Genomic DNA, 12,668 nt, shown 5'->3' on the forward strand with positions numbered 1-12,668 from the left:
GCCGCCCCCCCCCGCGGCGGGGGGCCGGGCCGGCGCGGCGCCCCCCCCCGCCCCCGGCGCCGCGACGCGAGGGGCGGCGAGCCACTGCCCGGCTACACCATCGAGAATCCGCCGTTGGCGCCGCTGGTGGTGGGCGGCCGGCCGACGACGGTACGCCAGGGCGTGCACCGCCACGCCGGGTACATCATCGAGGTCCCCGCCCGGTGGAACGGCGACCTGGTGTTGTGGGCGCACGGCTACCGCGGCCAGGGCACTGTGCTCTCGCCGGAACCGCCGGCCTTCGGGCTGCGGCAGCGCGTGCTGGAGCAGGGGTACGCGTGGGCGTCGTCCTCGTACGACCGGAACGGCTTCGACATCCGCTCGGGGGTGCTGGGAACGAAGGATCTCGCCGACCATTTCGGGCGGACGGTCCGCCGACCGCAGCACACCTACGTCGCCGGGGTGTCGATGGGTGGGTACGTCATCGGTCGTTCACTGGAGCAGTACCCCGGCTTCTACGACGGCGCGTTGCCGATGTGCGGGGTGCTCGGTGATCAGACGCTGCTCGACTTCTACCTGGACTACAACCTGGTCGCGCAGGCACTTTCCGGGGTGCCGGCGTATCCCACGCCGGCCGACTATCTGACCAACGCGGTGCCCCGCATCCAGGTGGCGCTCGGTCTGGCCGGGCTGACCCCCACCGGGCCGGACACCACAACGGACCGGGGCAAGCAGCTGCGGGCGATCACGGTGAACCGTTCCGGCGGGCCGCGTCCCGGCGCCGACGCGGCATTCGCGGTCTGGAAGGACTTCCTCTTCTCGATCAGCGTGCCCACCGGGAGCGGCAACTCCCCCGCCCAGCGGCCCGGCCAGCTGTCCACCAACCTGCTCACCCGCTACACCCCGAACAGCCCGGTGAACATCAACGCGACGGTGCAGCGGGTCGCCCCGGAGAACCTGCGGCAGCGGCTGCTGCCGACGCTGACCGAGGTGCCGCGCATCGCCGGCCGCCCGACCGCGCCGGTACTCAGCCTGCACGGTCTCGGCGACCTGTTCGTACCGTTCAGCATGGAGCAGGCGTACGCCACCGACGTGGCGCGCAACGGTCGCAGCAGGCTGGTGGTTCAGCGGGCTATCCGGGCGACGCAGCACTGCGAGTTCACCCCGGCGGAGGCCGGCACCGCCTGGGACGACCTGGTGTCCTGGGTACGCACCGGCAAGCGCCCGGCCGGCGACACCGTGACCGACCCGGCGGCGGTGGCCCGACCCGACTACGGCTGCCGGTTCAGCGACCGGGACGCGTACGCGGCCGGGGTCGGCACCCGCCGCCTCTACCCGGCCTGCTGAGGTACCCGGACACACAGAACCGGCCGGCTCCCGTCGAAGGGAGCCGGCCGGCCTCGTGTGCGGGTGTCACCACATCTGCTGGACGATGTCCGCCGCCTGCTCCTCCCACTGCGCGTACGCGTAGGGGAAGGCGGAGACCTGCACGGTCTGCGCGGCGGCGGTCAGCGGCAGGTCCTGCCAGCCGCCGACGTTCTTGAGTGCGGTGAAGAACGCCGTGGCGGCGTACTCCGGGTCGGTGATCTGGTCGGGCGTGCCCCAACCGGACGACGGACGCTGCTGGAACAGGCCCTGCGAATCGTGGTCGTTGTACGCGCCGAGGTGGCCGAGGTTGTACAGCTTCGACTCCTGCAACGAGGTGGCGACGCCGATCACCGCGCCCCGGTCACCGACGCCGGTCTTCTTGGCGGCGTCGACGATTGCCCGGGCGTTGGCCAACTGCGCGTCGTCGAGCGGTACGCGCGACTGTGCGCCCTCGATGCCGTGCGGGATCAGTTGGGCTCGGCTCGGCTTGCCGGCCAGCGGCTTGCCGGTGGCGGAGCCGGTGGTGAGGCCCGACTCGACGGGCTGGTCGTCCTGGCGGGCCGTGGTGGCGGCCTTTCCGGTGGCGCGGTCGATGGCGGCGACGGCGCCCTGGTGCGGTCCGGAGGTGACCGGTGCGGCGACCGCGGTCGGCGCGAGGGCCAGACCACCGAGAGCAGCCACACCCGCCACGCTCAGCGCGGTCTTGCGGTACGAGTCCTTAGCGATGGCGGGGAGCCATCGAGTGAAGTCGACCTTCACGATGGTTGCCCTTTCGATCGTGCGGAGCGCTCCGGGGTGAACACTCCTCGGGAGATGACCGCGGAAAAGGGTTTGGGCTCCGGCGGTACGGGGGACACAACCGGGTTCACGTGTCGGGCATTCCGGAATTGCCCAAACCCCTGCAGGCTGCGGCCCTGGTCACGCGCAGAGTCGGACACCGAGGCCCTGCCGGCATCAGACCGGACGGGCGTGACACGGGGGTGTTCTCGGAGCGCGAGAGCGATGTGCGGACGTCAGCCTTTGCTCTGCTTACCTATACGCACCGGCCACGTTTCGTGACCACGAGGACGGACCGCGGTAGCTGGCGGAAAGGGCGTATGCGCAGCTGACGGGACGTGGTGCAGATAGGTAAGCAGAGCAAAGGTCCGTGCGGGGTGTTGGGGAGGCAGGCAGCTGGCGGTTTGTCGCTACCGTGAGTGAGTGTCGAGACCAGCACGGTGGGTCAGGCAGCCGTGCGGCTCGCCCTAGCCGAGGAGAAGGCGCCGTCGCGGCGGGGTGCTGGAAGGTCCCGACCGGATCAGGACCGCAGTCCGCCCGCCGCCGGAGTTAGTTGTCGCCGTCACCTGCGGGCCCCGCATCGCGCGTCCCGACACCCTCGTTCGGCCCGAGGAGTTCCTGGAAGATGGTGATCTGAAGCCCGGCGGGCGCGTCGAGGCGGGAGTTGAGTGACTGCCACGGCGTACGCGTCGGCGGCGCGATCTCGCCCGCGCCGGCGGCCACCAGCCGGGCGGTCGTCGCCTCCGTGTCGTCCACCTCGAAGGCCACCCGGATGCGCGGCGCGACCTGCCGGCCCACCTCAACCTCGTCGATCAGGCGTTTCTGCGCGGGGTTGGCGATCTCCAGCGTGGCGCGGCCGGCGTCCAGGATCACCACCCGAGCGTCCCCCACGCCGCTGAACGCCGCCTCCTCCGGCAGGCCCAGCGCGTCGCGGAAGAACGCGACGGCGGCCTCGTGGTCGGTGGCCTCCACCACGAGGCGCAACTGACGGACGGCGGGGACGGGCGAGTCGGCGGCCATGTTCAAGATCCTAGCGCCGGGCGAGGTTAGGTTGGGGCCGTCCAGAGGGGAGCAACGATGGTCGAGACGGCGAGCGGTGACACGTACCTGCTGCGACCGGTCGGGCGGGTCGCCTCGCCGCTGACCGACGCGGCGAGCGCGCCACGGCAGGGCGACGAGGGCGCGCCGGCGGCGTGGCTGATCTTCGACGCGCGGGTCGACCAGGCCCTGCGTGATCTGCGCGTCGGCACGGAGCTGCTGGTGCTGACCTGGCTGGACCGTGCCCGGCGCGACGTGCTCGCGGTGCACCCACGCGGCGACGCGAACCGTCCGGAGACCGGGGTGTTCAGCACCCGCTCACCGCACCGGCCCAACCCGATCGGGTTGCACCGGGTGCGGGTCCTGACGGTGGACGGGCTGCGCGTCGAGGTGACCGACCTGGAGGCCCTCGACGGCACCCCGATCCTGGACGTCAAACCGGTGCTGGGCGCGGCCGACGAACGCTGAGCCCGTCGACCGCGCACAGCTGGCCGGTGTGCTGGGCTCAGTGGCCGCGGTCCAGCCACTCCTGCAGGTGCGGTGCCTCCGCGCCGATCGTCGTGTCGTCGCCGTGGCCGGTGTGCACGACCGTCTCCGCGGGAAGCGTCAGCAGACGGGTGCGGATCGACCGGACGATGGTGTCGAAGTCGCTGTACGAGCGGCCCGTCGCGCCGGGCCCGCCGGCGAAGAGCGTGTCGCCGGTGAACACCGCGCCCAACTCCGGCGCGTGGAAGCTGCACGCCCCGGGGCTGTGCCCGGGGGTGTGCAGCACCCGCAGCGTGGTGCCGCCCACCTCGATGCTCTGCCCGTCGTGCACTTCGCCGTTGGGCGGCAGGTGCGGGTGGACCATGTCCCAGAGGACCCGGTCGGCGGCGTGCAGCAGCACCGGCGCGCCGGTGGCCTCGGCCAGCTCGGGCGCCACCCGTACGTGATCATCGTGGGCGTGGGTGGCCAGGATCGCCCGGACCTGCCGGTCGCCCACCAGGGCGAGGATCGCCGCCACGTCGTGGGGCGCGTCCAGGACGACGCACTCGCGGTCGTCACCGATCACCCAGACGTTGTTGTCCACGTCGAAGGTCTGCCCGTCGAGGGAGAACGTGCCCGAGGTGACCGCGTGGTCGACGCGGGCGGTCACGGGAACACCACCACCGAGCGGAGCACGTCGCCGTGGTGCATCCGGTCGAAGGCGTTCTCGACCTGGTCGAGCGCGATCTCCTCGGTGACGAACGCGTCCAGGTCGAGCCGGCCCTGCAGGTACAGCTCGGTGAGCATCGGGAAGTCCCGGCTGGGCAGGCAGTCGCCGTACCAGCTGGACTTGAGCGCGCCGCCCCGTCCGAAGACGTCCAGCAGCGGCAGCTCGATCTGCATCTGCGGGGTCGGTACGCCCACCAGCACCACGGTGCCGGCCAGGTCGCGGGCGTAGAACGCCTGCTTCCACGTCTCCGGTCGGCCCACCGCGTCGATCACCACGTCGGCGCCGAAGCCACCGGTGGCGGCACGGATCGCCTCGACCGGGTCGGTCTCGGACGCGTTCACTGTGTGCGTGGCGCCGAACTTGCGGGCCCAGTCGAGCTTGCGGCTGTCGGTGTCCACAGCGACGATCGTGGTGGCGCCGGCGAGGACCGCACCGGCGACCGCCGCGTCCCCGACGCCGCCGCAGCCGATCACCGCGACCGAGTCGCCCCTGGTGACGTTTCCGGTGTTCATCGCCGCACCCAGCCCGGCCATCACCCCGCAACCCAGCAGGCCCACGGCGGCGGGTCGGGCCGCGGGGTCGACCTTGGTGCACTGCCCGGCGTGCACCAGGGTCTTCTCGGCGAACGCCCCGATGCCGAGAGCCGGGGCGAGTTCGGTGCCGTCGGTGAGGGTCATCCGCTGGGTGGCGTTGTGGGTGTTGAAGCAGTACCAGGGCCGCCCGCGACGGCAGGCGCGGCACACGCCGCAGACCGCGCGCCAGTTGAGGACGACGAAGTCACCCGGGGCGACGTCGGTGACGCCCTCGCCGACCTGCTCGACGATGCCCGCCGCCTCATGACCGAGCAGGAACGGGTAGTCGTCGTTGATGCCACCCTCGCGGTAGTGCAGATCGGTGTGGCAGACCCCGCACGACTGAATCCGGACGATCGCCTCACCGGGCCCGGGATCGGGCACCACGATGGTGGTGACCTCGACCGGTGCGCCCTTGCTGCGGGAGATGACTCCCCGGACTTCCTGGCTCACTTCGCCTCCTGCTGGTGGTCTGCGGCGGGGCCGCGTGCCGAGGTGGGCGGGTGTGCCACGGGCTCGGCGGTGGGCCCCTGGCGAACCTACCGCGACCACCACGGCCAGCCCAGCCGGCCCGGCGGGTTATCGCGGGCGGTGCGGGGTACGCGGGCCGCATTCGACCACGGCCAACGGGAGTGACAATGAAATTCGCGCACCTGCCGCTACGGGTCAGCATCGGCGCGTACTTCCTCAACTCGGGTCTGGGCAAGCGCACTCTGGAGGGGACCGCCGCGGAGGGCTTGCACGGGATGGCGGTAGCCGCCATGCCCCAGCTCGGTCAACTGGAGCCGACGCGATTCGCCAAGCTGCTGTCGTACTCGGAGATCGCCCTGGGGGCCGCGCTGCTCGCGCCGTTCGTCCCGGCGCCCCTGGCCGGGCTCGGCCTGACCGCGTTCGGCGCGGGCCTGGTGCAGCTCTACCTGAAGACGCCGGGGATGCGCGAACCCGGCAGCATTCGCCCGACCCAGCAGGGCGCAGGGCTGGCCAAGGACGTCTGGCTGATCGGCGCGGGGCTGACCCTGGTGTTGGAGGGGCTGACCCACTGCCGTCGGCGCGGCTGACCCGACAGGTGGTCTGAGGAGTTTCGGTGACCCAGCCCCGGTCGGTGCGGCCGTTCTACCGGCCGATGCGGCCCCGTCGTCGCGACGAGCCGCACCGCACGGCCACGCCGCTGGAGCTCTTCTTCGACCTGTGTTTCGTGGTGGCGGTGTCGCAGGCCGCCGCCAGCCTGCACCACGCCGTCTCCGAGGATCAGCTCGGCCACGCGCTGACCAGGTACCTGTTGGTCTTCTTCGCGATCTGGTGGTCGTGGATGAACTTCACCTGGTTCGCCTCGGCCTACGACACTGACGACGACCTCTACCGGATCGCGACGCTGGTGCAGATCGCCGGCGCTTTGATCATCGCGGCCGGCGTGCCTCGCGCGTTCAACGACGGCGATTTCAGCGTCATCACGTACGGCTACGTGGTGATGCGGATCGCGCTCGTCGTGCAGTGGTGCCGGGCCGCCGCCGGTGACCCGGCGCACCGCCCGGCGGCCCGGCGGTACGCGGTCGGAGTCACCGTCGTCCAGATCGGCTGGCTGCTCCGACTGGCCCTGCCGCAGGCGTGGGGGACCGCGGCGTTGCTACTGCTGGTCGTGGCCGACCTGCTGGTGCCGGCGGTGGCCGAGCGCCCGGGCATGACCCCTTGGCATCCGCGACACATCACCGAACGGTACGGGCTGTTCACCCTGATCGTGCTCGGGGACGTGGTGCTGGCCACGTCGGTGGCCATCCAGACCGGAGTGGACGCCGGCGACCGTCACCTCTGGTCCCTGGCGGCTGCGGCCGCCGTGATCGTGTTCGCCCTGTGGTGGCTCTACTTCGACCGGCCCATCGACGCGCCCGACCGCATGCCGTACACGCTGGTCTGGGGCTACGGCCACTACCTGATCTTCGCGGCGGTCGCCGCGGTCGGCGCGGGTCTGAGCGTGTCGGTGGACCACGAGCGGCACCTCGCGCACATCTCGGGAAGGGTCGCCGGGTACGCGTTGGCCGTCCCGATCGCCGTCTTCCTGCTCACGGTCTGGATGCTGCACGTGCGCCGCCAGCAGCACGGCGCGGTGGTCGTCGCCTTCCCGGTCGTCGCGCTGCTGGCACTGCTCGCACCGCTCGGTCCGGCCCCGGTGTACGCGATGGCGGCCCTGCTGGTCGTCCTCGTGGCGTTGACCATCCTGTTGCGCCGCCGCGACGCGGGCCCGAGCACGCCGGTGACCTGACGTCGCTCACGGATCACCCACCGGACGTCAGCGCGAGACCACTAGTCCGACGCTCGGGTGAACTCCATGATCCAGTTGGTCTCCCAGGTCTGTTCGCCGTCGACCGAGAACGCCTGCTCCCACCGGGCGGTGGTCGCGCTGATGCCCGACCAGATGAACCGGCACCGGACCGGACGCCCCTCGTGCTGGTCGTCGGCGTAGAAGTGGCCGACCCCGTCGACGAAGCGGCCCACCATCGGCGGCAGCCCCAGCACCCCGGTGTCGCTGCTCGTCCAGTAGATCGACCACTCCTGCCGGGCCGGATCGAAGACCCGGATCGTGGCGCCGGCGGATCCCCTGGTCGGGAAGGTGATCTCGTCGAAGTGACCGCCGCCGGCGAAGAAGCCGTGCGCCACCGACACCCCGGGGAACTCCTCCCACTCGTCGGAGCCGACCAGCCGCTCGCGCAGCCGCCGGTTGACGACGTTCCAGGTGCCCACAAAAAAGTCGAAGTCGCCCATCAGCGGCCCACCGGCCCTTCCGCTCGCGTGTCACGCAGATAATCGGTCAGATTCGGACTCTCCGGCAGCAGCATGTGCCGGACCCAGGCGGCCCGCTCGTGTTCCAGAACCGCCAACTCCCAGACGCAGCCCACCGCCGGGCGGCGTAGGTGGACGAAGTGTGCCGGGTCGTCGTCGGGACAGTCCAGCGCCGGCTGCCCGGCCGCGGCGACACGGATCTCCAGCGCGTTGTCCCACACCCAGGTGTACGCCAGCAGGTAGGCGCCGGTGTCCGCGCCCCGGTGCAGCACCACCCACCCGGCGGCCGGGGTGCCGTCGTCGACGACGTCGGCCAGCAGGTCGGGCAGCAGGTCGTACGCGGCCTTCTCCACCTCGGGTTCGATCGGCCGCTCGGGCTGGTCCATGTGGTAGCGCTTGAGTTGCCGGCCGCCGATCAGCACTGGCCCGGGCGTTCGTAGTTCCTTGTCGCGAAATGCCATGCCGGGACGGTAGGACGGGTCCCCTGACAACTAGTGTCAGTGAAGTGCGGGCCTCTCGACTTCTCTCCGTCCTGCTGCTGCTCCAGTCGCACGGACGGTTGACCGCCGCGCAGCTCGCCGAGCGGTTGGCCGTCTCCCCCCGCACCATCTACCGGGACGTCGAGTCGCTGCACGCCGCCGGCATCCCGCTCTACGGCGAGGCCGGGCACGCCGGCGGCTACCAACTGGTCGACGGCTGGCGGACCCGACTGACCGGGCTGACCGCCGAGGAGGCCGACCGGCTGTTCCTCGCCGGCCTGCCCGGCCCCGCCGACGAGTTGGGCTACGGCGACGTGGTGGCGGCGCTGCAACTCAAGCTGCACGCCGCGCTCCCCGCGCCGCTGCGCGACCGGGCGACCCGACTGCAACAACGCTTCCACCTGGACACTCCCGGGTGGTACGCGGATGGCGACGCCTCCCCCGAGCTGGCCCGCACGGCCGAGGCGGTCTGGCGCCAGCACCGCGTCGAGGTGCGCTACCGCGGCTGGAACGGCGAGGTGACCCGGGTCCTGGAGCCGTACGGCCTGGTCCTCAAGGGCGGCCGTTGGTATGTGGTGGCCGACCAGCCCGGCCGGGGCGCGCCGGCGACCTACCGGGTCAACCAGATCCTCGCGCTGACCCCGCTGGCGCAGGAGTTCGACCGCCCGGACGACTTCGACCTGCCGTCTTGGTGGCGGGCGCACGTGGTGCAGTTCCGGGCCCGACTGCACCGCGACGAGGCCCACGTCCGGCTCTCCCCCGCCGGGCGGCAGCGGTTGCGTGAGATCGGCAGCGATCCGGTGGTGACAGCGATGGACAGCAGCGCCGGGCCACCGGACGCGCGGGGGTGGGTGACAGCGGTGCTGCCCATCGAGTCGCTCACCCACGCCCACGGTGACCTGCTGCGCCTCGGTGCCGACGTCGAGGTACTGACCCCGGTGGCGCTGCGCGAACGGCTGGCCGCCACGGCGGCTGGGCTCGCCGCGCTCTACTCCCCCTCCTGAACAGCTCCGACCGTCTCCACAGTGGAAAGGCCGGGGGCGTCGGTTGTCGGCACGGTGTGCCACCCTGGGACGGTCATCAATGGTCACCGGAGGTGAGGGCCACGTTACGGCTACGCGCACTGGTCGCCGTCCCCGGCACCGGGCCGGTGACCCTCGACGTTCCCGCCGGCACACTTGCCGCCCTGGTGGCGCCGCCCCGGTTCGGCACGGCGGTCGCCCGGGTGCTGGCCGGGCTGGCCCCGCCGGTGACCGGCCGCGTCCTCGTCGGCGACCGGGACGTCACCAGCCTGCCGCCGCCGCGCCGGCAGATCGGCTACGTGCCCGCCGGTGGCGCGCTGCTGCCGCAGCTCACCGTGCGGCGCAACATCGAGTACGGCCAGCGCAAACGCGAACGGGTGCACGAGGTGGCCAACGACTGGACGGCCACAGTGGTCGACCGGCTCGAGTTGGCGCTCTCCCTCGCCCTGCTGCCGCACCAGATCTCCGACGCCCAGCGGTTCCGGGTGGCGCTCGCCCGAGCGGCGGCCTGCCTGCCGGAGGTGCTGGTGGTCGACCTGCCGGCCGGTTCGGCGGGCGACAGCCGCCTCGGTGATCTGATGCCTCGCCTCTCGCCGCCGGACGCCCCCGGGGTGGCGGTGCTGGTCTGCACCGCCGACCCGGCCACCCTGGCCGAGATACCGGTGCGGCACGAGCTGGTCACCGAGCCGAGCGAGGCGGCCCGATGAGGCCGGCCGCCCGGGTGGGTCGCCGTACGCTGCTGCGCGCCGTCGCCGCGGGCGCCACCACCCTGGCCGCCGGCTGCTCCGGCGGAACCCGGTCGGTGCAGGTCGCCGTGGTGTGGAGCACCAGCGAGCTGGACCGGTTCCGCGGGGTCGTCGCCGGCTACCCCGCCCCGGTGCAGGTGATCAGCGCCGGCAACGACATCGACGCGTTCCTGCGCGCCCGACACCTCGCCGGCACCATCCCGGACGTGGCGATCCTGCCGCGCCCCGGCCTGGTCACCGAGTACGCCCAGCGCGGCTGGCTGAGCCCGGTGCGCCCGTCCACCGACTACGCAGTGCGCGTCGAGCTGAGCGATCTGCTGATGACCGAGGGCGAACGTTACGGCGTCTGGGTCAAGGCGGCGCACAAGTCGCTGGTCTGGCACCTGCCCTCCATGTTGCCCGCGCCGCCGACCACCTGGGACGAACTCCTCCACCAGACCAGGGAGTTGGCCGCGCGTGCCCGACGCGACGGCGGCCCGGCGCCCCTGGCCATCGGCGCCGCGGACGGCTGGGTGCTCACCGACTGGTTCGAGAACGTTCTGGCCGACATGGCACCCGGGAGCTACTACGCCCTCGCCCAACAGGGTGCCGACTGGCAGGACACGCCGGTACGCGACGCCCTGGACCGCCTCGCCGGGCTGTGGAGCATCGGTGGCGCGTTCGTCGGTGGCGGCCGTCGTGCGCTGCTCACCCAGTACGAGGAGTCGGTGATCCAGGTGGTGCACACGAAGCGGGCGGTGATGCTCCTGGGAGCCGACTTCACCGCCGACGTCGTTCGTCCGTTCCGACGCGGCCCGGAGGCACCTGTCACGTTCCGGTTCCCGGGCACCCAGCCGGGCGGTGGTCCCCTGATCGTCGGTGGCGACGCGGCAGTGGCGTTCGCCGACGCCCGGGGCGGGGTCGAGTTGGTCGAATGGCTGGCCAGGGCCGACTCGTTCCAACCGTGGCTACGCGAAGGCGGTTACCTGTCGCCCAACACCAACGTCTCGATCACCAGCTACACCGACGGCGTCGGCAAGCAACTCGCCACGGAAATGCGGGCCCCCGGCACCCTGCGTTTCGACCTTTCCGACCAACTGCGCGGGGCGTTCACCGGCTCGGACGGGGTCGGCATCTGGCGCATCATGCAGGGCTTCTTCGCCGACGTCACCGACGGGGTCCGCGCCGGCGAGGCGATCCGCCGGGCCACCGGCCTGCTCGCCGCAGCGGCCCGCAGCGCGGGAGGCGGCCGATGAGCCAGGTGCGGGTCCTCGGCGAGCTGGCGGTCCTCGACGACGTCGGTCCAGCCCGGCGCGGTCGGGCCTATCCGGCGGCGGGGGCCACGTCGGCCCTGCTGCTGCCGGCCGCGGTGCTGCTCGGCGGGCTGGTGCTGTGGCCGGTGCTGCGGACCATGCACGCCAGCGTCACCACCGACGGTCGCTGGGTCGGTGCGGCGCACTTCCGGACCGCGCTCGCCGCCCCGGGCACCGGCGCGGTGGTCGGTCGGACGGTCCTCTGGGCGCTGCTGGTGCCGGCGGTGGTGACGGCACTGGGCTATCTGCTCGCCGCCGCGTCCCGCCGCTCCCAGGAGGGCGGCCTGGTCCGGTTGATCCTCCTGGTGCCGGTGGCGTTGCCGTTGGTCGTCACTGGGGTCACCTTCCGGCTGATGTACGACCCGGACCCGAGCCGAGGGCTGGCCACCCTGGTCGCGACCCGACTGGCCGGCCGCCCGATCGAGGACGCCCCGCAGTTGCTCGGGCCGGGAATGGTCACCGTCGCGTTGATGTCGGCGTTCGTCTGGGCCTGGGTCGGGTTGGCGGTGCTGGTCTTCCGCTCCGCGCTGGACGCGGTGCCGCAGAGCCTCGCCGACGCGGTCCGCGCCTACGGCGGTACGCGTCGTCACGTGCTGTGGGACGCGCAGTGGCGGCCACTGCTGCTGCGTACGACCGCTGTGGTCTTCGCGTTGGTGGCGGTGGGCACCAGCCGTACGTTCGACCTCATCCTGGTGATGACCCCCGGTTCGGTCCGCGACGAGGCCTCGGTGCTGGCGCTGCGGATCTGGCAGACGTCCGGGGGCACCACCACCGGCGACGGCGCGGCGCTCGGCGTGGTGTGGCTGGTGGCGGTGATCGGCGGGATCATGGTGGCCGCGCTCTTCGTCCGGCAGGCCTGGCCCCCGCCGCGCGTCGAGGCGGCACCGGAGCCCGCCCCGGTCGCCCCGCCCCGACGGGTGTTCCGGCTGCTCGCGGCGGGTGCCGCGATCGCCTGGCTGGTGCCGCTGGTGGTGCTGGTCGCCACGTCGGCCCACGGCCAGGTGGACGCCGCCGCTCGCGGCTGGTGGTCGGCGCCGCCGAATGGCGAGTCCTACCGCAACCTGATCACGGGCACCGAGCTGTGGCGCACGCTGGGCTTCACCCTGCTGCTGGCCAGCGCGGTGACCGCCACGGTGCTGGTGGTGGCGCTGCTGGCCGCGTACCCGTTGGCCTGGTTGACCGGGCCGGCCGCGCAGGCCACCGGGCTGCTGCTGCTGGCGGCCAGCGTCGTGCCGATCCAGGTCATCGCCGGGCCGGTCAACGAGGTGCTGGGCCTGGTGCTCTCCTCCGGTACGGCCCAGGGCCTGGCTCTGGTACACATCGCGCTGGGCGTGCCGTTCGCGGTGCTGGTGCTGCGCAACGCGTTCGCGGACCTGCCGGTGGAGCAGGTCCGCGTCGCCCGGGTGGGGGGGCGGGGGGTGTGGG

14 protein-coding genes are annotated in these 12,668 nt (G+C 72.4%); 8 read left to right on the plus strand and 6 right to left on the minus strand.

Going from position 1 to position 12,668, the window contains the following annotated elements:
• Nucleotides 1-1,326 (plus strand): hypothetical protein (locus AB0B48_RS27720; protein ID WP_357206605.1); only part of this gene is annotated, 1,326 nt, incomplete at its 5' end.
• A gap of 66 nt (nt 1,327-1,392) precedes the next feature.
• Here AB0B48_RS27720 and AB0B48_RS27725 read toward each other — a convergent pair.
• The gene (locus AB0B48_RS27725) at nt 1,393-2,106 is read right to left on the minus strand and encodes a hypothetical protein (protein WP_357206607.1); all 714 of its coding nucleotides are present in this window, start codon (nt 2,104-2,106) and stop codon (nt 1,393-1,395) included.
• A 567-nt stretch (nt 2,107-2,673) separates the two neighbouring features.
• Complete coding sequence (locus tag AB0B48_RS27730; protein ID WP_357206608.1) at nt 2,674-3,144, minus strand: VOC family protein; 471 nt, start codon at nt 3,142-3,144, stop codon at nt 2,674-2,676.
• 57 nt (nt 3,145-3,201) lie between these two features.
• On the opposite strand from AB0B48_RS27730, the gene tsaA reads away from it, so the two are divergent.
• Complete coding sequence (tsaA, locus tag AB0B48_RS27735; RefSeq protein ID WP_357206610.1) at nt 3,202-3,630, plus strand: tRNA (N6-threonylcarbamoyladenosine(37)-N6)-methyltransferase TrmO; 429 nt, start codon at nt 3,202-3,204, stop codon at nt 3,628-3,630.
• Between the two features lie 37 nt (nt 3,631-3,667).
• Here tsaA and AB0B48_RS27740 read toward each other — a convergent pair whose 3' ends face one another.
• Together AB0B48_RS27740 and AB0B48_RS27745 are read right to left on the minus strand one after the other, a co-directional pair.
• Complete coding sequence (locus AB0B48_RS27740; protein WP_357206612.1) at nt 3,668-4,297, minus strand: MBL fold metallo-hydrolase; 630 nt, start codon at nt 4,295-4,297, stop codon at nt 3,668-3,670.
• Nucleotides 4,294-5,382, minus strand: coding sequence for an S-(hydroxymethyl)mycothiol dehydrogenase (locus AB0B48_RS27745; RefSeq protein ID WP_203117359.1), 1,089 nt, complete (start codon nt 5,380-5,382; stop codon nt 4,294-4,296). The genes AB0B48_RS27740 and AB0B48_RS27745 overlap by 4 nt, the downstream gene beginning before the upstream one ends.
• Before the next feature lie 185 nt (nt 5,383-5,567).
• Between AB0B48_RS27745 and AB0B48_RS27750 the strand changes: the two genes are divergently transcribed.
• Nucleotides 5,568-5,987, plus strand: a complete 420-nt coding sequence (locus AB0B48_RS27750; RefSeq protein ID WP_357206614.1) for a hypothetical protein — start codon at nt 5,568-5,570, stop codon at nt 5,985-5,987.
• A gap of 26 nt (nt 5,988-6,013) precedes the next feature.
• Nucleotides 6,014-7,186, plus strand: coding sequence for a low temperature requirement protein A (locus AB0B48_RS27755; RefSeq protein WP_357206616.1), 1,173 nt, complete (start codon nt 6,014-6,016; stop codon nt 7,184-7,186).
• A gap of 41 nt (nt 7,187-7,227) precedes the next feature.
• Here the strand turns inward: AB0B48_RS27755 and AB0B48_RS27760 are convergent, their stop codons facing one another.
• A complete protein-coding gene (locus AB0B48_RS27760) occupies nt 7,228-7,686 on the minus strand; it encodes a hypothetical protein (RefSeq protein ID WP_357206618.1) in 459 nt (152 codons plus the stop codon).
• Nucleotides 7,686-8,165, minus strand: a complete 480-nt coding sequence (locus AB0B48_RS27765) for a hypothetical protein (RefSeq protein ID WP_357206620.1) — start codon at nt 8,163-8,165, stop codon at nt 7,686-7,688. Before AB0B48_RS27765 ends, AB0B48_RS27760 begins: the two co-directional genes overlap by 1 nt.
• A gap of 44 nt (nt 8,166-8,209) precedes the next feature.
• On the opposite strand from AB0B48_RS27765, the gene AB0B48_RS27770 reads away from it, so the two are divergent.
• The 4 genes from AB0B48_RS27770 to AB0B48_RS27785 form a co-directional block, all read left to right on the plus strand.
• Complete coding sequence (locus AB0B48_RS27770; RefSeq protein WP_357206622.1) at nt 8,210-9,187, plus strand: WYL domain-containing protein; 978 nt, start codon at nt 8,210-8,212, stop codon at nt 9,185-9,187.
• 92 nt (nt 9,188-9,279) lie between these two features.
• Nucleotides 9,280-9,912: an ATP-binding cassette domain-containing protein gene (locus AB0B48_RS27775; protein ID WP_355009060.1), complete on the plus strand. Its 633-nt coding sequence runs from the start codon at nt 9,280-9,282 to the stop codon at nt 9,910-9,912.
• On the plus strand, nt 9,909-11,186 hold the full coding sequence (locus AB0B48_RS27780) for an extracellular solute-binding protein (protein ID WP_357206624.1): 1,278 nt from the start codon (nt 9,909-9,911) through the stop codon (nt 11,184-11,186). Before AB0B48_RS27775 ends, AB0B48_RS27780 begins: the two co-directional genes overlap by 4 nt.
• Nucleotides 11,183-12,668, plus strand: a 1,486-nt coding sequence (locus AB0B48_RS27785; RefSeq protein ID WP_357206626.1) for an ABC transporter permease subunit, incomplete at its 3' end; no start/stop codon positions are given. The genes AB0B48_RS27780 and AB0B48_RS27785, both read left to right, overlap by 4 nt.

Origin of the sequence: Micromonospora sp. NPDC049089, from assembly GCF_040648775.1 — a bacterium.
Classification (GTDB): Bacteria; Actinomycetota; Actinomycetes; order Mycobacteriales; family Micromonosporaceae; genus Micromonospora.

Coding starts and splice junctions, on each gene's coding strand:
- AB0B48_RS27780 (WP_357206624.1), top strand. CDS start 9,909: ATGAGGCCGGCCGCCCGGGTGGGTCGCCGTACGCTGCTGCGCGCCGTC.
- AB0B48_RS27765 (WP_357206620.1), bottom strand. CDS start 8,165: ATGGCATTTCGCGACAAGGAACTACGAACGCCCGGGCCAGTGCTGATC.
- AB0B48_RS27730 (WP_357206608.1), bottom strand. CDS start 3,144: ATGGCCGCCGACTCGCCCGTCCCCGCCGTCCGTCAGTTGCGCCTCGTG.
- AB0B48_RS27750 (WP_357206614.1), top strand. CDS start 5,568: ATGAAATTCGCGCACCTGCCGCTACGGGTCAGCATCGGCGCGTACTTC.
- tsaA (WP_357206610.1), top strand. CDS start 3,202: ATGGTCGAGACGGCGAGCGGTGACACGTACCTGCTGCGACCGGTCGGG.
- AB0B48_RS27760 (WP_357206618.1), bottom strand. CDS start 7,686: ATGGGCGACTTCGACTTTTTTGTGGGCACCTGGAACGTCGTCAACCGG.